Raw genomic sequence first — 26704 nt, 5'->3', positions numbered from 1 at the left:
GCGTCCTTTGCAGTAATGCCCGTCAAATCCTTGACGGGCATTATTTAGATTAAATTACCTATTTCTTCGCAGTGAAGAATATTACCAGGTATATTTAACACCCACGTTCGCGGACCAGTCTTGATCTACGTCACCACCACCGAGGTAGTTAGCATCGGTATAGGCGCTGAAGTTCTTGGTGAAGCTGAACTGAGTACCCAGACCAACACGTACCGCAGACCCTTCAGTACCGTTATCGATGGAATCACCGTTCACATCGTTATCGTTGTTAGAGTCGTCGTAGACGTAAGCCAGTTTGAAGTACGGAGTCAGAGCCTGATCTTCGCTGTAGGTGAAGGTATAACCTGCATCTACACCCAGTTCATAACGCATGCTGTCGTAAGACTGACCGTCAACTTTCATGTCGTTGCTCAGCTGGTAGTCATCACCAGACTGGAACAGACCAGAAACGCTGCCGTAAGGAGTCACGTAACCAGCATCACCCAGTTTGAAGTCGTAACCGGCTTTCAAACCGAAGCCCCAAGCGTCGGAGTTGGTGCTACCATCAACGTAAGTACCGTTGCTCATGGTTGCAGACAGGTCGTTGTTGAAGTGAGAGTAGCTCAAGCTACCATCAACAAAGACGTTGTTCGCGAAGTGAGCAGAAGAGTAGATGTAGGCAGTCTGGCTGTCTTGATCTACCTGACCAGAACGGTCATTCATGTCACCTTTAGCGAAGCCTGCAGCCGCACCGACGATCCACTTAGCGTTGTTACCGTCAATTTTGGTATCAACACCGACCATGATGCCGTTAACATCCTGATCATAGTTGATGGTGCCGTTGTCGCCGTTGAAGTTACCACCGAAGTAGCTTACCCATGCGCCGCCGTTATCAGCCAGGCCATGACGAGAGTTGGTCAAACGAGTACCAACGGTGTCTTGTTCCAGGTTCCAGATATTGGTGTTCGCAGACGGGATGCTCAGCGCCATGTTAGCGTAGTCAGTCAGCTCCATCTGTTGCAGAACAACGGTGTTACCGCGCTGTTCAGCCTGATAGGTGTATGCACCCAGGTCAGCTTTGTTAGCAGCAGAGAAGGTAGCGTTGCTATTTTTGTCGTTAACGTAAATCAGCTCGTTGCCGTTGTAGTCAGCGATAGAACCAGCACCAGTAGCGTTGTCGATACGAACTTTGTAGTTACCGGTTGCAGCTGCAACATGGTCACCGTTGTTATCAACTTCGTTCTGACCAGCTTCGATAGAAGCAGTGTTATCGTTATCGCCGTTACCGTTAATGGTCAGGTGACCATCAGAGTTCATTGCGATTAAGCCATAACCGTAGTTTGACTTGGTAGTGTCGTTGGTACGGTCGTTGGTCAGGTCGGCATCAAGTACGAAGCGGTTGCTTTCGATGTTGAACACACCTGCATGAATGTTACCACTGGTATCAGTGGTGCTGGTCAGGTTCAGAGTATCAACCTGAAGAGCATTCGCCGCAGTGTTACCGACATCCAGAATACCGTCGTTAGTAACGTTGATGGTGTTCGCATACAGAGCTGCATCACCTACAGCCCAACCAGCAGAAACTTCGTCAGAAATGGTTACGGTACTGTTGTCGACAGTCAGTGAATCAGTTGCAACATGACCATCTTCGTTGATGTTCAGCGCAGAAAGACCTGTCAGAGAGATAGAATCAGAAATCAGCGTTGAATCAGCAACATTAACAGTTGAACCACTGTTGATGCTCAGGGTGTCAATCAGAGAAGTTTTGGTGGTATCCCACTGTGAACCGGTGTTCAGGGTCACATTGAACAGACCGCTCTGATAAACTTCATTTCCTACAATATGACCATTTTCGTCATATTGGGTATTGGTATTATCAACACCAACCGTTGAAGAAGGCCACAGGCTATTTGCAGCAATATCAATCAGAGTTGCAGTTGCTTCGGTGCCTGTGCTGGTATCAACAACAACCCCGTTCTCATTGTAAACAGGACCGTAAGTATCTGGCACACCATCATCATCGATATCTACAGTTAAGTGCGCAGACATTGCCGCACCAACCCACTTGCTGCCATTGTTCAGGGTCAGATCCAAACGATCAGTACCATCCCAACCGTTAGTATCTACGTCACCATCAGCATCACGATAGCTATCACGGCCATGTGGGAAGAAGTTCTCATCAAAGTTGCTTGAGAAGAGTACATCGCCCATCAGTGTGGAATTATCGAATGTTGCAGTAGTCTGCATGGCATTATCAGCAGCAGGATGTGCAATAACTGCTAATGCGATATCGTCAGCGATCCAGCCATTACCATTGTAATCACTTGCATTACCAGTATTACCAAACCAGCCAGTAGTACCTTCATCAGTCCATGAACCAGAGGTCACGGTAGAATCTTTAACAGTGATGGTGTTATTAAACACTTCGCTGCTGTTTACACCGGTGCTGACAGTGTTGTCGTCGATATCTTCCCACTCATAACCCTGAGTCAGCGTAATACCTGCTACGTGAGAGTTATTAGAAATGGACAGATCAACTTCCTGATCCAGAGTGATAGCTGTACCAATGTTATATACGTTTACAACATGAGTATCAGCGGCATTATTGTAGGTGCCATTGTAAGTATAATGTTCGTAGTTGTCGTCGATCGTTGAATTATCAACAGTCAGCGCCAGACGATCATGGTAGTAGTCATTCGCACGATCAGCACAATCAGTTGTCATGCACTCGGAATAAATCATACCGTGAATAGTGCTGTTTTTGATTGTCAGACTATTAGCGTTGGTATTGGTAGAAATACCATCGTCCAGATAGTAGGTAGAAATCACGCCATTAACGGTAGCGTTATTAATGACCGGGTAGATATCGCCGTTGTAATAGCTATCAGCGGCATAGTTGTTCCAGCCTACATAACCATCATAGTAAACGTCATCAGCATAGGTGGCGTCGTTGTAGTGATGGAAAGTATTGTAAGTTTGACCAGAAATATCGTTGGTCGCTGCATTAGCCTGAGAGGTGATAGCCAGAGTGCAAGCCAATGCTAATTGTGATACTACAAGTTTCTTTTTCCAGGAGTGCATTTGTCATCCCTCCTCAGGGACGTAATAAGTTGATCCATCAATTATCAATGCATAGAAAACATATTATGTTTCGCGTTTACGATTATGCGGCGTTACAGATGAATGGTTCAATTATTCTTTCCCCTAAGTCCGAATGCGGACATATATAAATCACGTGTAAGCACAGATCACAAAAATAGATAAAAACCTGTCATTTCAATCTGTTAATTACCGCATTAATTTCAAAATCATATACTCTACAAATATTACACCAGCAAATTAGACAAATAATGTATTTATAAACAATGAACTTTTAACCATCCTATTTTTGACAGCATAGCCAAACGACTAAAAACAATAATCAGGGAGAATTAATAAAAATTAAAAATATTTTCAGTGAATATAAAAATATTGCTATTTCTATTAAAAAGATGTCCAGGCCGGTCTTTCATTCTCTTCTTGTCAACATCGCGACAACTTTCGTAAAACACCCACACTCTGCTTCAGGTATACTATGTCCCTCGATTCCACAAACATCAGGCAGACCATGACAGACTTAATCCAACGCCCTCGTCGCCTGCGCAAATCTCCTGCGCTGCGCGCTATGTTTGAAGAGACAACACTTAGCCTTAACGACCTGGTGTTGCCGATCTTTGTTGAAGAAGAAATCGACGACTACAAAGCCGTTGAAGCTATGCCGGGCGTAATGCGTATTCCAGAGAAACATCTGGCGCGCGAAATCGAACGTATCGCCAACGCCGGTATTCGGTCAGTAATGACTTTCGGCATCTCTCACCATACCGATGAAACGGGCAGCGATGCCTGGCGGGAAGATGGTCTGGTGGCGCGTATGTCACGCATTTGCAAGCAGACCGTGCCTGAAATGATCGTTATGTCAGACACCTGTTTCTGTGAATACACTTCTCACGGTCACTGCGGCGTGCTGTGCGAGCACGGCGTCGATAACGACGCGACCCTCGAAAATTTAGGCAAACAAGCGGTGGTTGCTGCTGCTGCGGGCGCAGACTTCATCGCACCTTCCGCCGCAATGGATGGTCAGGTGCAGGCGATTCGCCAGGCGCTGGACGCTGCGGGCTTTAAAGATACGGCGATCATGTCGTATTCGACCAAGTTCGCTTCCTCCTTTTATGGTCCGTTTCGTGAAGCTGCGGGAAGCGCATTAAAAGGTGACCGCAAAAGTTATCAGATGAACCCAATGAACCGTCGTGAGGCGATTCGTGAATCGCTGCTGGATGAAACTCAGGGCGCAGATTGCCTGATGGTTAAACCTGCCGGAGCGTACCTCGACATCGTGCGTGAGCTGCGTGAACGTACTGAATTGCCGATTGGTGCGTATCAGGTGAGTGGTGAGTACGCGATGATTAAGTTCGCCGCGCTGGCGGGTGCTATAGATGAAGAGAAAGTGGTGCTCGAAAGCTTAGGTTCGATTAAGCGCGCGGGGGCGGATCTGATTTTCAGCTACTTTGCGCTGGATCTGGCTGAGAAGAAAATTCTGCGTTAATGATCATTATGCCGGGTTATCCCTACCCGGCATTTTCCCATCACCCCGCCCGATAAAACGGTTTATCCCCAAGGATCGTTGCCCGATACATAATCCGTCGCTGTGGCAGGTAATCGGCATTGGCATAGTGCTGGGTTACGCGGTTATCCCAAATTGCCACATCATTCGGTTGCCAGCGCCAGCGCACCTGAAACTCCGGTTTGGTGATATGAGTAAATAAAAAGCCTAGCAAGGCTTCGCTCTCTTTCTCACTGACATCGACAATTCGCGTGGTAAATCCCTCATTAACAAACAGCGCCTGTTTACCGCTCACCGGATGCGTTCGCACCACCGGATGTAGTAAAGGAGGATTTTTCGCTGCCGCCTCGCGCCAGCGTTGATGTTCCTCCTCTGTTTTGCGGTATTTGTATTCCGGGAACGATTTACGGAAATCATGCTCCGCGCGCAGCCCGCTCAACAGCTGACGGAAGGGAACAGAGAGCGCCTCATACGCCGCAATACCACTGGTCCATAGCGTATCGCCCCCGGTTGATGGCAACTCTTTCGCTGCCAGAATCGCTCCCGCTGGCGGCGTCTCAATAAATGTCACATCGGTGTGCCAGTTGTCGTTATCCGGCGGATTATCGTTATGGGTATCAAGTACGATAATCTCATCAACGCCTTCGGCATGAGGGTAAACAGGATGAATATGCAGCGCGCCAAAACGCTGGGCCAGCGCGCGTTGCTGCTGTGGCGAAATGGCTTGTTCACGCAGAAACACCACCTGATGGCGCAACACCGCATGGTAAAGCTGTTCAAACTGATTATCACTTAACGGACGCGTCAGGTCGGCACCCGAAATTTGTGCGCCGATATACGGCCCCAGCGGGGTAATGCTCAGACGTTCACTCATTGTACTTCTCCATGCCAGGGCGTCAGGCGGCGCTGTAACGCACGCAGACCCAGTTCTAAAAGAAAGGCGATAATCGCAATCACCGCGATCCCCGCCAGCACCACGTCAGTTGCGAGAAACTCACCCGCTGACTGAACCATAAAACCTAAGCCTCGCGTCGCGGCAATCAGCTCCGCCGCCACCAGCGTAGACCAGCCCACACCCAGACCAATGCGTAATCCGGTGAGGATTTCCGGCAGTGCGCCGGGCAAAATAACAAACCACAGCACCTGCACACGGCTGGCACCCAGCGACTGGGCGGCACGAATGCGAACCTGCTGCGCGCTTTTCACCCCCGCCAGCGCCGACATCGCCACCGGTGCAAAAATCGCTAAATAGATCAGTAAGATCTTCGAAGTTTCACCAATACCAAACCAGATCACCATCAGCGGCAAATAGGCCAGCGGCGGCACCGGGCGATACAGTTCAATTACCGGATCCAGAATGCCGCGCACTGTCGGGCTTAGCCCCATGGCGATCCCAACCGGAATACCGATCAACACCGCCGCGAGTAGCGCCAGCAAAATGCGCGTCAGGCTGGCTGCCAGATGTTGCCACAGCGTGGCGTCCATAAATCCTTGCGTTCCGGCAATGGTGAGCAGTTTTGCCAGTACCTGTTGCGGCGGCGGCAAAAACAGCGGGCTAATCAGTTGCAGCGCAGCTACTGCCCACCATACAGTCAGTAAAACCGCTAACGTGCCAATGCTTAAAGTCACCTGACGCGAGAGCGGCCAGCGCCATTTCAGCCGATGCGAATGCAGTTTTTCGTTAAGAAGCACACTCATGAGAACGCCTCTCGTTGCTCAAATACGCGGCTTAAAACATATTCGCGCATGGCGATGAATTGTGGATCGGACTTGATGCTGCGGCTCGACTCACCCGCAACAAAGCGGCGGGCATAGTTGAGCGGCAGACGTTCCAGCACACGACCCGGCCCCGGTGAAAGCAGAACCAGTTCGGTCGCCATAAACACCGCTTCTTCTATATCATGGGTAATCAACAACACCTGCTTGCCTGTCTCCTGCCAGAGTTTCAGCAGCAGTATTTGCATCTGGTCCCGGGTGAAGGCGTCCAGCGCGCCAAACGGTTCGTCGAGTAATAACATCCGGGGATTAGCCGCCAGCGCACGGGCAATCCCTACCCGCTGACGCTGACCGCCAGAAAGCTGCCAGATGTAGCGTTTTTCTGCCCCTTCCAGACCGACTTTTTTCAGCATCTGGTGAGCGATTTCCAGACGTTGCGTTTTCTCCATCCCCGCCAGTTGCAGGCCGAACGCCACGTTATCCTGCACATTACGCCACGGCAGCAGCCCTTCATTCTGAAAAACCACCCCGCGCTCTGCACCCGGCCCCTCAATGCGCTTGCCCGCCAGTTGAATGCTGCCGTACTGGTAAGGCACAAAACCAGCAATCAGATTCAGCAAGGTGGTTTTGCCGCAGCCAGACGGTCCCAGCACCACCAACAGTTCGCCGCTTTCCAGCGTCAGGTTGATATCTTCCAGCGCCGGTTTACCGCCATAATCGGCATAGAGATGAGAAATTTGCAGCATCTGCGCCTCCTTTTATTGCACGAAGCGCGAGGTAACGTACTGGCTGTAATCATTCGCCACGGCGGGGACTTTGCCCTGCTCTTTCAAAAACTGCGCGGTGTCGATGATCGCTTTGTTCACCGCTCCGGTCAGTTCTGCCGTTTGCTGCTGCGGCGTCAGATAGGTATTTCCCTTGACCAGCCCCGGTACGTCACCTTCCGGTACGCCGCTCAAGCGCGCCAGTTTGCTAATGTTTTCCGGCTGTTTCAGCCACGCGTCCGGATTCGCAATGTACGGTTGCTGGGCATCGATGGCGCTTTTAGCGAACGCTTTCACCACCTCAGGATGTTTCTCAGCAAAATCTTTCCGCACCACCCAAACATCCAGCGTCGGTGCGCCCCACTGCCCGACCTGTTCAGAGTCTGTCAGCACCTTGCCGTCTTTTTCCAGCGCATTTACCGCCGGCGCCCACACATAAGCACCATCAATATCTCCCCGTTGCCAGGCGGCGATAATTGCTGGCGGTTGCAGGTTCACAATCTCCACTTGCCCGGGTTTAATGCCCCAGTGTTTCAGCGCCGCCAGCAGGCTGTAGTGCGTGGTGGAGATAAACGGTACGGCGATGCGCTTACCAATGAGATCTTCGGGTTTGCTGATGTTTTTCTTAACGACCAGCGCCTCGGAGTTACCCAATTTTGACGCCAGCAAAAAGACTTCAATCGGCACCTGCTGACTGGCAGCGACCGCTAACGGGCTGGAACCGAGATTACCGATTTGCACGTCGCCAGAAGCCAGCGCCCGAACGATGCTGGCTCCGCTGTCAAACTTACGCCAGTCCACGGTCGCTCCGCTCTCTTTGGCGAAGGTGTTATCGGCCTGAGCCACTTTCGCCGGTTCGGCGGAGGTTTGATACGCCACGGTGACGTTCACCGCCTGCGCCTGAAAAGTGATGAATGCCAGTGCGGCAAGAAGTGTGTTACGCGATGAAATTGCCATGATTGTCTGCTCCCCTGTCTTGTTATGGGAGCAGTATTCGCGGAGAAAATAATTTGATAAAAGAATTAATCATTATGGACAATATGTTTTTATTCTTAGCAAAAAAACGGCAAAAGATAGATGAGTTATGCATTTACCAATCGTTTCCCTACAAAGAAATGCCACATTTCTTTTTATATACGAATAAAAATTCAAACGATAAAAATTTATTTCACCACTCCACCAACCAGGCAACCAATAATAAATAGATATATTATTCTGATTTCATATGATGCAACCTTTAAAACCTCTTCGTCATACCAATCCATTCATAAAACGAATATAAAAAGTAATGGTTGATAAAAGATATTTTTTAAATGCAATTAATTGACAAACTAAATCACATCTAAATACAATATATAAAAAATATAATCACACTCACAAAACACACAAATACTTAACATATGATACACACAAATCAAACTTATACCGCTTACGGCCCTCCGGGCATTAATTGACCTGTTCTCAGGATTATTCTTTTTTACCGCGTGTCATTTTTAACATCTGAGTATGTTGCAGAGGGTTGCCGCTCTGCATTCGTCGCGCTTTCAGCATAATAATTACAATGGAGTGTCATGAATTGGATAAGGTTTTAAATTCTGCGTTGCATTCTTCAGCAGAAAAGAGGAAAGGTATCCTTGCGATTGGCGCACATCCTGACGATATTGAATTAGGTTGTGGCGCATCGCTTGCTCGTCTTGCGCAGAAAGGATTTTATATCACCGCCGTTGTCATGACTGCTGGCGATTCGGGTGTAAGCGAAATCATCGATCGTCATGAAGAATCTCGCGAAGCATTAAAGATGTTGGGGTGTCAGCAAACTATTCATCTTAATTTTTCAGATACCCGTACACATCTGCAACTCAATGATATGATTTCCTCCCTGGAAGATATTATTAAAAATCAAATTCCCGCTGATGTAGAAATCATACGGGTATATACCATGCATGATGCTGACCGCCATCAGGATCATCTGGCAGTTTATCAGGCATCAATGGTTGCCTGCCGTACTATTCCACAGATTCTCGGCTATGAAACTCCAAGCACCTGGCTTTCATTTATGCCCCAGGTTTTTGAATCCGTAAAAGAAGAATATTTTACTGTAAAACTTGCAGCGTTAAAAAAACATAAAAGCCAGGAACGACGTGATTATATGCGTCATGAACGTTTACGTGCTGTTGCACAATTTCGCGGACAACAGGTCAATAGCGATCTGGGTGAAGGCTTTGTTATTCATAAAATGATTCTTTGAGTAGATTAAATGAAAACCTGGATCTTTATATTTATGGCCGTAGCAATATTGCTATGGTTTTTAAGTACGTTAAGGCGTAAGCCCAGCCAAAAGAAAGGCTGTATTGACGCAATTATTCCTGCCTATAACGAAGGCCCTTGTCTGGCACAGTCGCTGGAAAATCTGCTGCGCAACCCTTATTTTTGTCGGGTAATTTGCGTTAACGACGGTTCCACAGATAATACCGAAGCGGTAATGGCGGAAGTGAAACGCAAATGGGGCGATCGGTTTGTTGCTGTTACGCAAAAAAATACCGGCAAAGGCGGCGCTCTAATGAACGGCCTCAACTACGCCACATGTGACCAGGTTTTTTTAAGCGATGCCGATACTTACGTCCCTCCAGATAAAAACGGCATGGGTTATATGTTGGCGGAAATTGAGCGTGGTGCTGATGCCGTAGGCGGCATTCCCTCCACAGCATTAAAAGGCGCAGGTTTGCTGCCACATATTCGCGCTACTGTGAAACTGCCGATGATCGTTATGAAGCGCACGCTACAACAGCTTTTGGGCGGCGCCCCGTTTATTATCAGCGGTGCCTGCGGGATGTTCCGTACCGATGTATTGCGTAAATTCGGTTTCTCGGATCGTACCAAAGTTGAAGATCTCGACCTCACCTGGACGTTGGTCGCCAATGGTTACCGAATTCGTCAGGCAAATCGCTGCATCGTATACCCTCAGGAATGCAACAACCCGCGCGAGGAGTGGCGTCGCTGGCGACGTTGGATTGTGGGCTATGCGGTATGTATGCGTCTGCATAAAAGGCTTTTATTTAGCCGTTTCGGCATCTTCAGTATTTTCCCTATGCTGTTGGTCGTGCTCTATGGCGTTGGGATTTATCTCACCACCTGGTTTAATGAATTAATTACCACCGGGCCACATGGCGTAATAGTGGCTATGTTTCCGCTTATCTGGGTCGGCGTAGTTTGTGTTATTGGTGCTTTTAGCGCCTGGTTTCATCGTTGCTGGTTGTTGGTGCCTTTAGCGCCACTTTCCGTTGTGTATGTATTATTAGCTTATGCCATCTGGATTATTTATGGACTTATTGCCTTTTTTACTGGACGCGAACCTCAGCGCGACAAACCCACCCGTTATTCCGCACTGGTGGAAGCGCCAACCGCTTATTCCCAACCTTCTGTCGCAGGAACTGAAAAGCTATCTGAAGCTTAATGTTAAAGAGAAAAATATTCAGATTGCTGACCAGGTGATTATTGATGAAAGTGCCGGTGAAGTTGTTATCGGTGCCAATACCCGTATTTGCCACGGTGTGGTTATTCAAGGGCCGGTAGTGATTGGTGCAAACTGCCTGATAGGTAATTATGCGTTTATTCGCCCCGGTACGGTAATCAACAATGACGTAAAAATTGGTTTTGCCACTGAAATCAAAAATGCAGTTATTGAAGCGGAAGCGATGATTGGACCGCAATGTTTTATTGCCGATTCTGTTGTTGCAAGCCAGGCATATTTGGGCGCACAGGTGCGTACCAGTAATCATCGACTGGATGAACAGCCAGTATCGGTTCGCACCCCAGAGGGTATTATCGCTACCGGCTGCGATAAATTAGGTTGTTATATTGGTCAGCGTTCACGTCTTGGCGTGCAGGTAATTATTTTACCTGGACGAATTATTTCGCCAAACACGCAACTTGGCCCGCGCGTTATTGTAGAACGCAATTTACCTACCGGAAATTATTCACTCCGGCAAGAGCTTATCCGTACAGGAGATTAAAATGATAAAACGGACGTTATTAGCAGCGGCAATCTTTAGCACATTGCCCGCTTATGCCGGGTTAACTTCCATTACCGCAGGCTACGATTTTACCGATTATTCTGGCGATCATGGCAACCGTAATTTAGCGTATGCTGAACTGGTAGCAAAAGTTGAAAACGCAACGCTGCTTTTTAATCTTTCCCAAGGGCGTCGTGATTATGAGACTGAACGTTTCAATGCTACACGCGGTCAGGGTGCAGTCTGGTACAAATGGAATAACTGGCTGACAACCCGCACGGGGATTGCCTTTGCGGATAATACGCCGGTCTTTGCTCGCCAGGATTTTCGTCAGGATATTAACCTGGCCCTGCTGCCAAAAACGCTGTTCACGACCGGTTATCGCTACACTAAATATTACGATGATGTTGAAGTCGATGCCTGGCAAGGCGGCGTATCGCTCTACACTGGCCCGGTGATCACCAGCTATCGCTATACCCATTATGACTCCAGCGATGCGGGCGGCAGTTACAGCAATATGATTTCCGTGCGTCTGAATGACCCTCGCGGCGGCGGTTATACTCAACTTTGGCTTAGTCGTGGGACGGGAGCTTATACCTACGACTGGTCGCCAGAGACGCGTCATGGCAGCATGAAGAGCGCCAGTTTACAACGTATTCAACCGTTGACTGAGCAACTTAATCTGGGGCTGACGGCGGGTAAAGTATGGTATGACACGCCAACCGATGATTATAACGGCCTGCAATTCGCTGCCAATCTGACCTGGAAATTCTGATTCCTTCCGCCGCCTGCTATCCGGGCGGCAATCCCACGTGATTAGCGCCCAAACACTCTCCTTCCCTCTTCGTTTCCTCCAGACATCACCCACATTCATCGGATAAATTTTATTCTCCGGTGTTATATACTATAGGGGGGTATGCATTGACACATAGCATACCCCCCTATAGTATGTTGCGTGCAGATGAGATGAGGTGCGAAATGCCCAGTACTCCGGAAGAGAAGAAAAAGGTGCTTACTCGAGTTCGTCGCATTCGGGGGCAGATTGATGCTCTGGAACGGTCACTGGAGGGTGATGCCGAATGCCGTGCCATACTCCAGCAGATCGCTGCCGTTCGGGGTGCGGCTAACGGGCTGATGGCAGAAGTGCTTGAAAGCCATATCCGGGAAACGTTTGACCGAAATGACTGCTACAGCCGCGAAGTCAGCCAATCCGTTGATGACACGATTGAACTGGTTCGAGCCTATCTTAAGTAGCTGAAACCACTACCCTATTGAGGAAAAGCGAAATATGAAATCACGTGCTGCCGTTGCATTTGCACCCGGTAAACCACTGGAAATCGTTGAAATTGACGTTGCACCACCGAAAAAAGGTGAAGTGCTGATAAAAGTCACTCATACCGGCGTCTGCCATACCGACGCATTTACCCTTTCCGGCGATGACCCGGAAGGTGTATTCCCGGTCGTTCTCGGTCACGAAGGGGCTGGCGTTGTGGTTGAAGTCGGTGAAGGCGTGACCAGCGTTAAACCTGGCGACCATGTGATCCCGCTTTACACCGCAGAGTGCGGCGAGTGTGAGTTCTGTCGTTCTGGCAAAACCAACCTCTGCGTCGCGGTTCGCGAAACCCAGGGCAAAGGCCTGATGCCAGACGGCACCACACGTTTTTCTTACAATGGGCAACCGCTGTATCACTACATGGGCTGTTCCACCTTCAGTGAATATACCGTGGTCGCGGAAGTTTCACTGGCCAAAATTAACCCAGAAGCAAACCATGAACACGTCTGCCTGCTGGGCTGTGGCGTTACCACCGGTATTGGCGCAGTGCACAACACCGCTAAAGTCCAGCCTGGTGATTCTGTTGCCGTGTTTGGTCTTGGCGCTATTGGTCTGGCAGTGGTTCAGGGCGCACGTCAGGCGAAAGCGGGACGGATTATCGCTATCGATACCAACCCGAAGAAATTCGATCTGGCGCGTCGTTTCGGTGCCACCGACTGCATTAATCCGAATGACTACGACAAACCGATTAAAGATGTCCTGCTGGATATCAACAAATGGGGGATCGACCATACCTTTGAGTGCATCGGCAACGTCAATGTGATGCGCGCGGCGCTGGAAAGTGCTCACCGTGGCTGGGGTCAGTCGATAATCATTGGTGTGGCTGGCGCTGGTCAGGAAATCTCAACCCGTCCATTCCAGTTGGTCACCGGTCGCGTATGGAAAGGTTCCGCATTTGGCGGCGTGAAAGGTCGTTCCCAGTTGCCGGGTATGGTTGAAGATGCGATGAAAGGTAATATCGACCTGGAGCCGTTTGTAACGCATACCATGAGTCTGGATGAAATTAATGACGCCTTTGAATTAATGCATGAAGGCAAATCCATTCGCACCGTCATTCGTTATTAATATCCCGCACGTAACAAGCCGTCGCCATCCTGTTCGCGGATGGTGACGGACATATAATTACCACATCAAATCATCAGGCACCTTAAAGTCGGCATACGGATCGTCTTCATCCTGCTCTTCGGCGCTGAGTGCACTGTGCAACACAATACTGCTGGCATCACGCTGGGCGATTTTGTCGGCAACGCTTGCCGGAATAATGGCGTATTCACCTTCACTATTGCCGTCAGTAACCAAACGGGCAATCGCCAGACGGCCATTAATCAACTGCGTTTGCGTGAGCTTATCGACAAAAATTTTCTTAATCAGATTGCCGTCGGTGAAGTTAAAACCGATATCGCCATTGGTAATGGTGATACGGTTCATTTCGATAAGCTGCTTCACCTGAGCTTTATATTCTTTCGCTAACGCAGCTTGTTTTTGTTGCTCACTAAGCTGTTTATCACGCTCAAGCTGTGCCTTTTTATTTTCCTCTACCGCCGCCCGAGCTTCACGCGCCTGAACGCGCGATTTTTTCGCCGTTCTCTCGACCTTCGCCGCTTTTTTGCTGGTGACTAATCCTGCTTTGAGCAACTGCTCTTGTAAGGTAAGTTTTGCCATCTTTATTTCCAAACCCGCTGAATAATTTTTGCGAGTATACCTGTAAATACAGTGAGTGTATCGAAGTGGGCTTTCTCTCTCATGTGACCTGGCGTCAGCATTTTAAATTTCACTTTGGTGTCAGCCCTGCAGGGTGGCGCAAAACCTTCCGTGGTATGGCATGATAGCGCCCGGAAGAGAGTCAATTCAGGGTTGTGAATGTGAAACCAGTAACACTATACGATGTCGCCGAGTATGCCGGAGTCTCTTATCAGACCGTTTCCCGCGTGGTAAATCAGGCCAGCCACGTTTCTGCGAAAACGCGGGAAAAAGTGGAAGCGGCAATGGCGGAGCTGAATTACATTCCCAACCGCGTGGCACAGCAACTGGCGGGCAAACAGTCGCTGCTGATTGGCGTTGCCACTTCCAACCTGGCGCTTCATGCACCTTCACAAATCGTTGCGGCAATTAAATCCCGCGCCGATCAACTCGGTGCCAGCGTAGTGGTATCAATGGTGGAACGCAGTGGCGTCGAAGCCTGTAAAGCGGCGGTTCATAATCTTCTCGCACAACGCGTCAGCGGCCTGATCATCAACTATCCCCTGGATGAACAAGATGCCATCGCCGTAGAGGCAGCCTGCGGTCACGTGCCAGTTTTGTTTCTTGATGTCTCCGACAAATCCCCCATTAACAGCATTATTTTTTCCCATGATGACGGCGCACGGCTCGGCGTGGAGCATCTGGTCGCGTTGGGTCACCTGCAAATTGCGCTGTTAGCGGGTCCATTAAGTTCTGTCTCGGCGCGTCTGCGTCTGGCGGGCTGGCACAAATATCTCGATTGCAATCAACTACAGCCAATAGCGGAGCTTGAGGGCGACTGGAGCGCCATGTCCGGTTTTCAACAAACCATGCAGATGCTGAATGAGGGCATTACTCCCACCGCAATGCTGGTTGCTAACGATCAGATGGCGCTGGGTGCAATGCGCGCCATTACCGAGTCCGGGCTACGCGTCGGCGCGGATATCTCGGTAGTGGGATACGACGATACCGAAGACAGCTCGTGTTATATCCCACCGTTAACCACCATTAAACAGGATTTTCGCCTGCTGGGGCAAACCAGCGTGGACCGCTTGCTGCAACTCTCTCAGGGCCAGGCGGTGAAGGGAAATCAGCTATTGCCCGTATCACTGGTGACACGTAAAACCACCCTGCCACCCAATACGCAAACCGCCTCTCCCCGCGCGTTGGCGGATTCATTAATGCAGCTGGCACGGCAAATTTCCCGGCTGGAAACCGGGCAGTGAGCGCAACACAATTAATGTGAGTCAGCTCACTCATTAAGCACCCCAGGCTTTACACTCTATGCTTCCGGCTCGTATGTTGTGTGAAATTGTGAGCGGATAACAATTTCACACAGGATACAGCAATGACCATGATTACGGATTCACTGGCCGTCGTATTACAACGTCGTGACTGGGAAAACCCTGGCGTTACCCAACTCAACCGCCTTGCGGCGCATCCTCCTTTTGCCAGCTGGCGAAATAATGAAGAAGTCCGCGAGAATCGCCCTTCCCGCCAGTTACGCAGTCTGAATGGCAAATGGCAATTTGCCTGGTTCCCCGCCCCCGAAGCTGTGCCGGAAAGCTGGCTGGAGTGCGATCTTCCTGACGCCGATACAGTCCCCGTCCCCTCAAACTGGCAGATGCACGGTTACGATGCCCCCATCTACACCAACGTGACCTATCCCATTGCGGTCAATCCGCCGTGTGTTCCCGCAGAGAATCCGACTGGATGTTACTCGCTCACATTTAATGTCGATGAAAGCTGGCTACAGGAAGGTCAGACGCGGATTATTTTTGATGGGGTTAACTCAGCGTTTCATTTGTGGTGCAACGGACGCTGGGTCGGTTACGGGCAGGACAGCCGTTTGCCGTCTGAATTTGATCTGAGTGACTTTTTACGCGCCGGAGAAAACCGCCTCGCGGTGATGGTGTTGCGCTGGAGTGACGGCAGTTATCTGGAAGATCAGGATATGTGGCGGATGAGTGGCATTTTCCGCGACGTCTCGTTGCTGCACAAACCAACCACACAAATCAGCGATTTCCATGTTGCTACTCACTTTAATGACGATTTCAGCCGCGCTGTTCTCGACGCTGAAGTCCACATGTGTGGCGAACTATGCGACGATCTGCGGATAACGGTTTCTTTGTGGCAGGGGGAAACGCAGGTCGCCAGCGGCACCGCGCCTCTCGGCGGCGAAATTATTGATGAGCGTGGCGGTTATGCCGATCGCGTCACGCTACGTCTGAACGTCGAAAACCCGGCGTTGTGGAGTGCAGAAACCCCGAATCTTTACCGTGCGGTGGTTGAACTGCACACCACTGACGGCGCGCTGATTGAAGCGGAAGCCTGTGATGTCGGCTTCCGCCAGGTACGGATTGAAAATGGTCTGCTGCTGCTGAACGGTAAGCCGTTGCTGATTCGCGGCGTTAACCGTCACGAGCATCATCCCCTGCACGGTCAGGTCATGGATGAGCAGACGATGGTGCAGGATATCCTGCTTATGAAGCAGAACAACTTTAACGCCGTGCGCTGTTCGCATTATCCGAACCATCCGCTGTGGTACACACTGTGCGACCGCTACGGCCTGTATGTGGTGGATGAAGCTAATATTGAAACCCACGGCATGGTGCCAATGAATCGTCTGACGGATGATCCGCAGTGGCTGCCAGCAATGAGCGAACGCGTAACGCGGATGGTGCGGCGCGATCGTAATCACCCGAGCGTAATTATCTGGTCGCTGGGGAATGAATCAGGCCACGGCGCTAATCACGACGCGCTGTATCGCTGGATTAAATCTGTCGATCCATCACGTCCGGTGCAGTATGAAGGCGGCGGAGCCAACACCTCTGCAACCGATATTATTTGCCCGATGTACGCGCGCGTGGATGAAGATCAACCCTTCCCGGCAGTACCGAAATGGTCAATCAAAAAATGGCTTTCGCTGCCAGGTGAGTTGCGCCCGCTGATCCTCTGTGAATACGCCCACGCGATGGGTAACAGCCTCGGCGGCTTTGCCAAATACTGGCAGGCGTTTCGTCAGTACCCTCGTTTACAGGGTGGCTTCGTCTGGGACTGGGTGGATCAGTCACTGATTAAATATGATGAAAACGGCAACCCGTGGTCGGCCTACGGCGGTGATTTTGGCGATACGCCAAACGATCGCCAGTTCTGCATGAACGGTCTGGTCTTTGCCGATCGCACGCCGCATCCGGCGCTGACGGAAGCAAAACACCAGCAGCAGTTTTTCCAGTTCCGTTTATCCGGGCGAATTATCGAAGTGAACAGCGAATACCTGTTCCGTCATAGCGATAACGAAACCCTGCACTGGTCGGTGGCGCTGGATGGCAAGCCACTGGCAAGTGGCGAAGTGCCTCTGAATGTCGCCCCGCAAGGTAAACAGTTGATTGAATTGCCTGAACTGCCACAGCCGGAGAGCGCCGGACAACTCTGGCTCACGGTACGCGTAGTGCAACCGAACGCGACCGCATGGTCAGAAGCCGGACACATCAGCGCCTGGCAACAGTGGCGACTGGCGGAAAACCTTAGTATGACGCTCCCTTCCGCGCTCCACTCCGCCCCGCAACTGACCACCAGCGAAACGGATTTTTGTATCGCGCTGGATAACAAGCGTTGGCAATTTAACCGCCAGTCAGGCCTTCTTTCTCAGATGTGGATTGGCGATGAAAAACAACTTCTGACGCCGCTGCGCGACCAGTTCACCCGTGCGTCGCTGGATAACGACATTGGCGTGAGTGAAGCAACGCGTATTGACCCGAACGCCTGGGTAGAACGCTGGAAGGCAGCGGGACATTACCAGGCAGAAGCGGTGTTGTTGCAGTGCACGGCAGATCTGCTTGCCGACGCGGTGCTGATTACGACTGTCCACGCCTGGCAGCATCAGGGGAAAACTTTATTTATCAGCCGGAAAACCTACCGGATTGATGGACTCGGTGAAATGACCATCAGTGTGGATGTTGAAGTGGCAAGCGATACGCCGCATCCGGCGCGGATTGGCCTGACCTGCCAACTGGCACAGGTCGCAGAACGGGTTAACTGGCTGGGGCTGGGGCCGCAAGAAAACTATCCCGACCGCCTTACTGCGGCCTGTTTTGACCGCTGGGATCTGCCGTTGTCTGACATGTATACGCCGTACGTCTTCCCGAGCGAGAACGGTCTGCGCTGCGGGACGCGCGAATTGAATTATGGCTCACACCAGTGGCGCGGCAACTTCCAGTTCAATATCAGCCGCTACAGCCAACAACAACTGATGGAAACCAGTCATCGCCATCTGCTGCACGCGGAAGAAGGCAGCTGGCTGAATATCGACGGTTTCCATATGGGGATTGGTGGCGACGACTCCTGGAGCCCGTCCGTTTCGGCAGAATACCAACTGAGCGCCGGTCGCTACCATTACCAGTTAGTCTGGCGTCAAAAATAATAATAACCGGGCAGGCCATGTCTGCCCGTATTTCGCGTAAGGAAATCCATTATGTTCTATCTAAAAAACACAAACTTTTGGATGTTCGGCTTATTCTTTTTCTTTTACTTTTTTATCATGGGAGCCTACTTCCCGTTTTTCCCGATTTGGCTACATGACATCAACCATATCAGCAAAAGTGATACGGGCATTATTTTCGCTGCGATTTCCCTGTTCTCTCTGTTATTTCAACCGCTGTTTGGCTTGCTTTCTGACAAACTTGGACTGCGCAAATACCTGCTGTGGATTATTACCGGCATGTTAGTGATGTTTGCGCCATTCTTTATTTTTATCTTTGGCCCGCTGTTACAATACAATATTTTAGTAGGTTCGGTTGTTGGTGGTATTTATCTTGGCTTTTGTTTTAACGCCGGTGCGCCAGCAGTAGAAGCATTTATCGAGAAGGTCAGCCGTCGCAGTAATTTCGAATTTGGTCGCGCTCGGATGTTTGGCTGCGTTGGCTGGGCGCTGTGTGCCTCGATTGTCGGCATTATGTTCACCATCAATAATCAGTTTGTTTTCTGGCTGGGTTCTGGCTGTGCACTCATTCTCGCCATTTTGCTCTTTTTCGCCAAAACGGATGCACCTTCTTCCGCCACGGTTGCCAATGCCGTAGGTGCCAACCATTCGGCATTTAGCCTTAAGCTGGCGCTGGAACTGTTCAGACAACCCAAACTGTGGTTTTTGTCGCTGTATGTTATTGGCGTTTCCTGCACCTACGATGTTTTTGACCAACAGTTTGCTAATTTCTTTACTTCGTTCTTTGCCACCGGTGAGCAGGGTACGCGGGTATTTGGCTATGTCACAACAATGGGCGAATTACTTAACGCTTCGATTATGTTCTTTGCGCCACTGATCATTAATCGCATCGGCGGGAAAAACGCCCTGCTGCTGGCTGGCACCATTATGTCAGTACGTATTATTGGCTCATCGTTCGCCACCTCGGCACTGGAAGTGGTTATTCTAAAAACGCTGCATATGTTTGAAGTACCGTTCCTGCTGGTGGGCTGCTTTAAATATATTACCAGCCAGTTTGAAGTGCGTTTTTCAGCGACAATTTATCTGGTCTGTTTCTGCTTCTTTAAGCAACTGGCGATGATTTTTATGTCTGTTCTGGCAGGCAATATGTATGAAAGTATCGGTTTCCAGGGCGCGTATCTGGTGCTGGGTCTGGTGGCGCTGGGCTTCACCTTAATTTCCGTGTTCACGCTTAGCGGCCCCGGCCCGCTTTCTCTGCTGCGTCGCCAGGTGAATGAAGTCGCTTAAGCAATCAATGTCGGAACGGAATAATCGTAATGAACATGTCGATGACAGAAAGAATAAAAGCAGGAAAGTTATTTACCGATATGTGCGAAGGCTTACCTGAAAAAAGACTTCGTGGGAAAACGTTAATGTATGAGTTTAATCACTCGCATCCAGCGGAAGTTGAAAAAAGGGAAAGCCTGATTAAAGAAATGTTTGCCACGGTAGGGGAAAATGCCTGGATAGAGCCGCCTGTCTATTTCTCTTACGGTTCCAACATCCATATAGGCCGCAATTTTTATGCAAATTTCAATTTAACCATCGTCGATGATTACACGGTAACGATCGGTGATAACGTACTGATTGCACCCAACGTTACTATTTCCGTTACCGGGCACCCTGTACACCATGAATTAAGAAAAAACGGAGAGATGTACTCTTTTCCGATAACGATTGGTAATGATGTCTGGATTGGCAGTCATGTGGTCATTAATCCAGGCGTCACCATCGGGGAAAATTCGGTTATTGGCGCGGGTAGTGTCGTCACAAAAGACATTCCACCAAACGTCGTAGCTGCGGGCGTTCCCTGTCGGGTTATTCGCGAAATAAACGACCGGGATAAGCAATATTATTTCAAAGATTATGAGACTGATGGCAAAAGCAAAATTGCCTGATGCGCTACGCTTATCAGGCCTGCAAGTTCAGTGCTCTACGTAAGCCGGATAAGGCGTTCACGCCGCATCCGGCATGAACAAAGCGATGGAACAAATGTCGGATGCGCCACTGGGCACATCCGACATTTTCCATCATCTGGCGAAACAAGCGTCACCTCATGCCTCTTTGACCCACAGCTGCGGAAAACGTGCCGGTGCAAATCGCAGGGTTATGATCATCAGCCCAACAACGCACAGCGCATGAAACACCCAGTCCATCAGGTAATTGCCGCTGATACTACGCAACACGCCAGAAAACCAGGGGGAAAGCCCGGCGATGATAAAGCCGATCCCCTGCATAAACGCCACCAGCTTGCCAGCAATAGCCGGTTGCGGAGAGTGGTCGAGAGCCAGCAGCAAACAGAGCGGAAACGCGCCGCCCAGACCTAAACCACACACCATCGCCCACAATACCGGCAATTGCAGTGGCAGCCAGATAAAGCCACAGAAACCAACCAGTTGTAACGCCAGTGCCAGCATCAAAAGTTTGCGCCGATCCTGATGGCGAGCCATAGCAGGCATCAGCAAAGCTCCTGCGGCTTGCCCAAGCGTCATCAACGCCAGCAAGGAGCCGCTGTACTGCGCGCTGGCGCCAATCTCAATATAGAAGGCGGGTAACCAGGCAATCAGGCTAGCGTAACCGCCGTTAATCAGACCGAAGTAAAGCCCCAGCGTCCAGGCGCGAGGAGTGAATACCACACGAACCGGAGTGATTGTCGTGTTGTGAGATGAAGAGGCCTGGAGATTGCTCTGCCACCACCAGGCAAAGAGCGCAATAATGGCAGGTAGCGCCCACCAGGCGAGTGTTTGATACCAGTTTTCGCTGTGTTGAACTAACCAGGGCGTCAGGGCAGCACCAAGTCCACCACCGCCCATAAGTGCCGCAGACCACAGCCCCATCACCAGTGGCGTGCGCTGCTGATACTGCCGTTTAATCACCGAAGGCATCACCGCCTGAATGATGCCGATTCCCACCCCACCGAGCAGTGCGCTGCTGAGCAGCAGCGCACTTTGAGGGTAAAGCTCACGCATCAATGCACCGACGGCAATCAGCACCAGGCTGATGGCGACGCTGCGACGTTCGCTGACATGCTGATGAAGCCAGCTTCCGGCCAGCGCCAGCCCGCCCATGGTGACCACCGGCAGAGCCGTCAACAGGGATGCCACGCTAAAGCTCATTCCACTCGCCTGACGCAATTGCGGTAGCAGTGGTCCGACGGAGGTGAGCAGTGGTCGCATATTAAGACCAATCAGCACCAGAACCAGCAGCATTGTGAACGTCTTTTGATGGTCGCGCATGGTTGTCAGAACGGTTTGGTTGGCAGATATTTGCCATCTAAGGTGATGACCGCGCGTTCGCCACCTTCCGGGTCCGCCACCTTCTTGACGTCGAGTTTGAAGTTAATCGCACTGATGATGCCATCGCCAAACTTCTCATGAACCAACGCTTTCAGAGTGGTGCCGTACACCTGCAACATTTCATAGAAACGGTACATCGTTGGGTCGGTTGGAACACGGTCATCAATGCAGCCACGCAGCGGAATCATCTGCAACAGTAGAATGGCGTCTTCGTCGAGATCCAGTTTCGCCCCAACCAGACGGGCAGCGTCGGCAGGAAGCGCCTGCTGCCCCAGCAAAGCAGCGGTCACGAAGGCTTCTGCCAGACCGGTGCCGTCGGCAAGCTCGGCAAATGAGAGATCTTTTTTAGCTTTGCTGAGCAAAATAGCATCGGCAAGATCAAGACGAATATTGCGGTTAATTTGCGACTGAATCATGGTAAATCTCCTGATGGATTAAAAGTATGGTTATGCTGCAGCTTGCTGGCGTAGCGGTATGGCACAAACGCCGGGATTGGTTGCCAGTGGCACGAACTGGCAGGTTGCGCCGTCAAAGGCTGCGATGCTGCCGCTTTCAATGTCGTAGACCCAACCGTGCAGGGCGATCCGCCCCTCTTCGAGCGCCAGGCGCACCGATGGATGAGTTTGCAAATTAGCCAACTGAGCAATCACGTTTTCACGCACCATCGCCGCAGCTTTGGACGGTAAATCGCGATGCGGGCGCGCCTCATTAACGACGCGGGCAGAATCGGCATAACGCAGCCAGTGAGAGACGGCAGGCATATGGTCCATGCACTGGCAGCTGGCAATAGCGGTCATTGCGCCACAGTTGGAATGACCGCAAATCACAATGTCGGATACCCGAAGCACGGCGACGGCATACTCCACCGAAGCGGAGACACCACCGGGTTCTGGCCCGTAAGAAGGGACGATATTGCCCGCGTTGCGAATAACAAACAGATCGCCGGGTTCACGTTGCGTCACCAGCTCAGGAACCAGACGGCTATCGGAGCAGGAAATAAAAAGTGTGCGCGGACTTTGCTGTGTCGCCAGCTGTTTAAACAAGGCTTCCCGCTTCGGAAATGCCTCGCGCTGGAATTTAAGGAATCCATCAATAATCTCTTTCACCGTTAACCTCTGTCTGTCTCTGGAATGAGAGGCAGACTACTCGCCGATTGCCATAAGGTAAAAGTCTCATTTATGATGAGTTCTATTGGATTTACTTATAGGTTGGCAAATGCTCTCTCGACATATCAATTATTTTCTTGCCGTGGCTGAACATGGCAGCTTCACCCGTGCCGCCAGTGCGTTGCACGTCTCCCAGCCTGCGCTTTCCCAGCAGATTCGCCAGTTAGAGGAGAGTCTGGGCGTGCCGCTGTTTGACCGTAGCGGGCGAACGATTCGTCTCACCGATGCGGGGGAAGTCTGGCGACAGTACGCCAGCCGGGTATTACAGGAACTGGGAGCGGGTAAACGGGCGATTCATGATGTTGCCGATCTGACGCGAGGATCGCTGCGTATCGCCGTCACCCCTACCTTTACGAGCTACTTTATCGGCCCTTTAATGGCGGATTTCTATGCGCGTTACCCCGGCATCACGCTCCGGCTACAGGAAATGTCGCAGGAGAAAATAGAAGATCTGCTTTGCCGCGACGAGCTGGACGTTGGGATTGCTTTCGCGCCTGTGCATTCGCCGGAGCTGGAGGCAATTCCTTTACTGACAGAAAGTTTAGCGTTAGTCGTGGCGCAACATCATCCGCTGGCTGCCTGTGAACAGGTGGCGTTGAGTCGCTTGCATGATGAAAAACTGGTCCTGCTCAGCGCGGAATTTGCCACCAGAGAGCAAATTGACCACTACTGCGAGAAAGCGGGGTTACATCCACAGGTGGTCATTGAGGCGAACTCAATTAGCGCGGTTCTGGAGCTGATTCGCCGCACTTCCCTTTCCACATTGTTACCAGCAGCGATTGCCACACAACATGATGGGCTTAAAGCTATTTCTCTTGCCCCGCCACTACTGGAGAGAACGGCGGTTTTGTTGCGGCGGAAAAATAGCTGGCAGACAGCCGCCGCGAAGGCATTTTTGCACATGGCGTTGGAGGAATACGCGGTTGTTGGCGGGAATGAATCACGGTAGCCACTGACACAGGTCAGTGGCTCTTCAACACAGAGGAAATTACCGTTTGTAATCGATGGCTTCTGGCTGCTCCAGATATACGGTGGTTTGTGCCGGTTGTGTGCTGGCAATCACCTTGCCGCCACGTACCGAATAACGTACCGGAACCTGACGGCGCAGCGCATCAAATCCATTTTCAGCCGGCAGGATAATCAGGTTGGCGCTGTTTCCGGCGGCAATGCCGTAATCCTGCAAATTCAACGTCCTGGCGCTGTGGTGGGTGATTAAATTCAGGCCATCGTTAATCTGCCCATAGCCCATCAGCTGGCAAACATGCAGCCCCATATGCAGCACTTGCAGCATATTCGCAGTTCCCAGCGGATACCACGGATCGAAGACATCATCGTGACCAAAGCAGACGTTAATGCCGGACTCCAGCATCTCTTTAACGCGCGTGATGCCGCGACGTTTTGGATACGTATCGAAACGTCCTTGCAGATGAATATTGACCAACGGGTTGGCGACAAAGTTAATACCGGACATTTTCAGCAAGCGGAACAGGCGCGAGGTATACGCCCCGTTATAGGAGTGCATTGCCGTGGTGTGGCTGGCGGTGACGCGCGCGCCCATGCCTTCACGGTGCGCCAGGGCGGCAACGGTTTCGACAAAGCGCGACTGCTCATCGTCGATCTCATCACAGTGAACGTCGATCAGACGGTCGTATTTTTGCGCCAGAGCGAAGGTTTTATGCAGCGACTCCACGCCGTATTCACGGGTAAATTCAAAATGCGGAATCGCCCCAACGACGTCTGCCCCTAAGCGTAGCGCCTCTTCCAGCAACGCTTCACCGTTGGGATACGACAAAATCCCTTCCTGCGGGAAGGCGACGATTTGCAAATCAATCCACGGCGCGACTTCCTGCTTCACTTCCAGCATTGCTTTCAGCGCGGTCAGCGTTGCGTCCGAAACATCGACATGGGTACGCACATGCTGAATGCCGTTGGCAATCTGCCATTTCAGCGTTTGCCAGGCGCGTTGTTTCACATCGTCATGGGTTAATAACGCTTTGCGCTCAGCCCAGCGTTCAATGCCTTCAAACAGCGTGCCGGACTGATTCCAGTTCGGTTGCCCTGCGGTTTGCGTGGTGTCCAGGTGAATATGCGGCTCCACAAACGGCGGTAAAACTAAACCTTGTTCGGCATCCAGGCTGTTTTCAGATACGGGCATCACGCCGGATTGCGCATCAATGGCGCTGATTTTTCCGTCCTGCAGATGAATCTGCCACAGCCCCTCTTTGCCGGGTAACCGGGCGTTAATAATTGTTTGTAAAGCGTTATTCGACACTGTTAGCCTCCACATGCGTCATTGCTGCTGTCGTTTTACGATTCAAAATCGGGTTAAGGATCAGATAGCTCAGCGCGCCACCTAATACTGCGTTGACCGGAACAATTCCCGGTAACCAGTGGCCTGCGGCAATCCCCAGCGCGACCGCCAGAATCGCCACCCAATTGACACTCATCATACGCGTGGTCGCAAAGTGCTCATAGCGGCGACGGTTCATCAGATAATCAGCGATGATCACGCCACCCACCGGAGGAATAGCTGCCGAAAGGAAGGTCAGCCAGCCAACAAAATTGTTATACAGCCATAATGCGCAGACCGTACCGATAATACCGTTGATCACCGAAAGCGTTTTGCTCGACATCCCGGTAATGTTGGCGAAACCTAAACCCGACGCATAGAGCGCGTTATCGTTGGTGGTCCAGATATTTAGCCCCAGCACCACAATCGCAGGCAACAGCAGGCCCTGAGCAATCATCACATCAGAGATATCCGCCATCCCCAGTGCCGCAGCGCCCGCTGCACCGAAAATAAACATCAACGAGTTGCCGAGGAAAAAGGCCACCATCGCCACCAGCACCGCCAGTTTGGCATTGCGACCAAACCGGACAAAGTCAGCGGTGAGCGTGCCCGCACTGATAAATGAACCGACAACCAGCGCCAGCGCGACATTGAAATCTAACGGTTGTGCGGGAACGACTGCTTTCAATGCCTCCAGACCGCCCATACCGTTAACGGCCAGCCACACGGAATAACCGCCAAGGCAGGCAATCGCCGGAACCGCAATTACAGACAGAACCGTCAGCGCCGAAATGCCAAAGAACACGGTTACGGTCATCAGTAGACCGGATACGGCAATCAGCAAATTAATATCCAGCCCGGTCGCCTTGCCCACCGGAATAGCAAACATCGCTACGCCAACGCCAAACCAGCCGACCTGGGTGCCGCCCAGCAGCAGTGAAGGCAGCCATGAGCCTTTAACACCAAAAGAGAAGCGAGCAAGAAGATGGGTGGTCAGGCCGGTTTTTGCGCCAATGTAACCAAGAAATGAAGTGTAAATACCGAGGAGAAGATTACCGATGAGGACTGCGAGGAAGAAATCATGATAGCTAAGACCGGTTCCGAGAGTGCCGCCGGTCCACATACTGGCGGAAAAGAAGGTTAATCCCAGCATGACGAACGTCAATGCCAATACCCCTTTGCGCGCCGACTGCGGGACTGGCCCCTGGCTAAAGTTGTTATCTTGCGACACGAAATTCCTCCGTTTGCTGTTTGAAACCCAAAAAATCCGCCGCATTCTATTCATCTGAAAATAAAAAGCAATCGTTTCCGTGGTGGAATATATTTTTTATATGAATGAATAAAAAAA

Annotated in this window: 23 protein-coding genes and 2 pseudogenes; 13 read left to right on the top strand and 12 right to left on the bottom strand. The window is 51.0% G+C overall.

The features are described 5' to 3' along the window. Nucleotides 1-81: 81 nt before the first annotated feature. Complete coding sequence (ehaB, locus tag WC5_RS10145) at nt 82-3060, bottom strand: autotransporter adhesin EhaB (protein WP_000556479.1); 2979 nt, start codon at nt 3058-3060, stop codon at nt 82-84. 526 nt (nt 3061-3586) lie between these two features. On the opposite strand from ehaB, the gene hemB reads away from it, so the two are divergent. Beyond that, entirely contained in the window at nt 3587-4561 is a 975-nt protein-coding gene (gene hemB / locus WC5_RS10150; protein WP_010352188.1) for a porphobilinogen synthase, read from the top strand. Between the two features lie 40 nt (nt 4562-4601). Here hemB and tauD read toward each other — a convergent pair whose 3' ends face one another. Genes tauD through tauA form a run of 4 tightly spaced genes read right to left on the bottom strand, consistent with a single transcriptional unit; the run spans nt 4602 to nt 8016 of the window. Next, on the bottom strand, nt 4602-5453 hold the full coding sequence (gene tauD / locus WC5_RS10155; RefSeq protein ID WP_000004054.1) for a taurine dioxygenase: 852 nt from the start codon (nt 5451-5453) through the stop codon (nt 4602-4604). Continuing rightward, complete coding sequence (gene tauC, locus WC5_RS10160; RefSeq protein ID WP_000114853.1) at nt 5450-6277, bottom strand: taurine ABC transporter permease TauC; 828 nt, start codon at nt 6275-6277, stop codon at nt 5450-5452. The genes tauD and tauC overlap by 4 nt, the downstream gene beginning before the upstream one ends. Further along, nucleotides 6274-7041: a taurine ABC transporter ATP-binding subunit gene (gene tauB / locus WC5_RS10165; RefSeq protein WP_000939388.1), complete on the bottom strand. Its 768-nt coding sequence runs from the start codon at nt 7039-7041 to the stop codon at nt 6274-6276. The genes tauC and tauB overlap by 4 nt, the downstream gene beginning before the upstream one ends. Nucleotides 7042-7053: 12 nt before the next feature. After that, nucleotides 7054-8016, bottom strand: coding sequence for a taurine ABC transporter substrate-binding protein (gene tauA / locus WC5_RS10170; protein WP_001018421.1), 963 nt, complete (start codon nt 8014-8016; stop codon nt 7054-7056). 604 nt (nt 8017-8620) lie between these two features. Between tauA and WC5_RS26160 the strand changes: the two are divergent. Continuing rightward, nucleotides 8621-9046, top strand: a pseudogene (locus WC5_RS26160) (PIG-L deacetylase family protein); the annotation flags it as partial. A gap of 177 nt (nt 9047-9223) precedes the next feature. Here the strand turns inward: WC5_RS26160 and WC5_RS26155 are convergent. Beyond that, complete coding sequence (locus WC5_RS26155; RefSeq protein WP_420842033.1) at nt 9224-9292, bottom strand: hypothetical protein; 69 nt, start codon at nt 9290-9292, stop codon at nt 9224-9226. A 24-nt stretch (nt 9293-9316) separates the two neighbouring features. Here WC5_RS26155 and WC5_RS10180 point away from each other — a divergent pair, with 24 nt between their 5' ends. The 5 genes from WC5_RS10180 (at nt 9317) to frmA (ending at nt 13470) form a co-directional block, all read left to right on the top strand. Then, nucleotides 9317-10513 (top strand): glycosyltransferase family 2 protein, encoded by a 1197-nt coding sequence (locus WC5_RS10180; protein WP_000860452.1) that lies wholly within the window; start codon nt 9317-9319, stop codon nt 10511-10513. Next, a complete protein-coding gene (locus WC5_RS10185) occupies nt 10479-11072 on the top strand; it encodes an LbetaH domain-containing protein (RefSeq protein ID WP_237709596.1) in 594 nt (197 codons plus the stop codon). Before WC5_RS10180 ends, WC5_RS10185 begins: the two co-directional genes overlap by 35 nt. Before the next feature lies 1 nt (nt 11073). After that, a complete protein-coding gene (locus tag WC5_RS10190) occupies nt 11074-11847 on the top strand; it encodes a YaiO family outer membrane beta-barrel protein (protein WP_000596110.1) in 774 nt (257 codons plus the stop codon). A 203-nt stretch (nt 11848-12050) separates the two neighbouring features. Continuing rightward, entirely contained in the window at nt 12051-12326 is a 276-nt protein-coding gene (gene frmR / locus WC5_RS10195) for a formaldehyde-responsive transcriptional repressor FrmR (RefSeq protein WP_001141271.1), read from the top strand. A 34-nt stretch (nt 12327-12360) separates the two neighbouring features. Continuing rightward, nucleotides 12361-13470 (top strand): S-(hydroxymethyl)glutathione dehydrogenase, encoded by a 1110-nt coding sequence (gene frmA, locus WC5_RS10200; protein ID WP_000842099.1) that lies wholly within the window; start codon nt 12361-12363, stop codon nt 13468-13470. A 57-nt stretch (nt 13471-13527) separates the two neighbouring features. On the opposite strand, the gene WC5_RS10205 is transcribed toward frmA, so the two are convergent. Next, nucleotides 13528-14067 carry a DUF2058 domain-containing protein gene (locus tag WC5_RS10205; protein ID WP_001096716.1) on the bottom strand — a complete coding sequence of 180 codons (540 nt, stop codon included), beginning with the start codon at nt 14065-14067 and terminating at the stop codon, nt 13528-13530. A 62-nt stretch (nt 14068-14129) separates the two neighbouring features. On the opposite strand from WC5_RS10205, the pseudogene WC5_RS24035 reads away from it, so the two are divergent. The 5 genes and pseudogenes from WC5_RS24035 to lacA form a co-directional block, all read left to right on the top strand. Further along, nucleotides 14130-14231: pseudogene (locus tag WC5_RS24035) on the top strand (GlxA family transcriptional regulator); the annotation flags it as partial. Between the two features lie 36 nt (nt 14232-14267). Continuing rightward, nucleotides 14268-15350 carry a DNA-binding transcriptional repressor LacI gene (gene lacI / locus WC5_RS10210; protein ID WP_000805868.1) on the top strand — a complete coding sequence of 361 codons (1083 nt, stop codon included), beginning with the start codon at nt 14268-14270 and terminating at the stop codon, nt 15348-15350. A gap of 122 nt (nt 15351-15472) precedes the next feature. Then, the gene (lacZ, locus tag WC5_RS10215) at nt 15473-18547 is read left to right on the top strand and encodes a beta-galactosidase (protein WP_016231600.1); all 3075 of its coding nucleotides are present in this window, start codon (nt 15473-15475) and stop codon (nt 18545-18547) included. 51 nt (nt 18548-18598) lie between these two features. Further along, nucleotides 18599-19852 carry a lactose permease gene (gene lacY / locus WC5_RS10220; protein ID WP_000499564.1) on the top strand — a complete coding sequence of 418 codons (1254 nt, stop codon included), beginning with the start codon at nt 18599-18601 and terminating at the stop codon, nt 19850-19852. Between the two features lie 29 nt (nt 19853-19881). Next, the gene (gene lacA / locus WC5_RS10225) at nt 19882-20502 is read left to right on the top strand and encodes a galactoside O-acetyltransferase (protein ID WP_001057322.1); all 621 of its coding nucleotides are present in this window, start codon (nt 19882-19884) and stop codon (nt 20500-20502) included. 156 nt (nt 20503-20658) lie between these two features. Here the strand turns inward: lacA and cynX are convergent, their stop codons facing one another. From cynX to cynT, 3 genes are read right to left on the bottom strand one after another with little or no spacing between them, the layout of a single operon-like run. Then, the gene (gene cynX, locus WC5_RS10230) at nt 20659-21840 is read right to left on the bottom strand and encodes a cyanate transporter CynX (protein WP_016231599.1); all 1182 of its coding nucleotides are present in this window, start codon (nt 21838-21840) and stop codon (nt 20659-20661) included. Between the two features lie 5 nt (nt 21841-21845). Next, nucleotides 21846-22316: a cyanase gene (gene cynS, locus WC5_RS10235; RefSeq protein WP_016231598.1), complete on the bottom strand. Its 471-nt coding sequence runs from the start codon at nt 22314-22316 to the stop codon at nt 21846-21848. 30 nt (nt 22317-22346) lie between these two features. Continuing rightward, nucleotides 22347-23006, bottom strand: coding sequence for a carbonic anhydrase CynT (gene cynT / locus WC5_RS10240; protein ID WP_016231597.1), 660 nt, complete (start codon nt 23004-23006; stop codon nt 22347-22349). Between the two features lie 109 nt (nt 23007-23115). Here cynT and cynR point away from each other — a divergent pair, with 109 nt between their 5' ends. Continuing rightward, nucleotides 23116-24015 (top strand): transcriptional regulator CynR, encoded by a 900-nt coding sequence (gene cynR / locus WC5_RS10245; RefSeq protein ID WP_016231596.1) that lies wholly within the window; start codon nt 23116-23118, stop codon nt 24013-24015. A gap of 39 nt (nt 24016-24054) precedes the next feature. Here cynR and codA read toward each other — a convergent pair whose 3' ends face one another. Together codA and codB are read right to left on the bottom strand one after the other, a co-directional pair. Beyond that, complete coding sequence (gene codA / locus WC5_RS10250) at nt 24055-25338, bottom strand: cytosine/isoguanine deaminase (protein WP_010349666.1); 1284 nt, start codon at nt 25336-25338, stop codon at nt 24055-24057. Beyond that, entirely contained in the window at nt 25328-26587 is a 1260-nt protein-coding gene (gene codB / locus WC5_RS10255; RefSeq protein ID WP_000076243.1) for a cytosine permease, read from the bottom strand. The genes codA and codB overlap by 11 nt, the downstream gene beginning before the upstream one ends. Nucleotides 26588-26704: the final 117 nt, after the last annotated feature.

Source organism: Escherichia sp. KTE114 (assembly GCF_000407765.1).
GTDB lineage: Bacteria > Pseudomonadota > Gammaproteobacteria > Enterobacterales > Enterobacteriaceae > Escherichia > Escherichia ruysiae.
The sequence above is the reverse complement of the archived record's forward strand: the minus strand, read 5'-3'. Positions and strand labels throughout refer to the sequence as shown.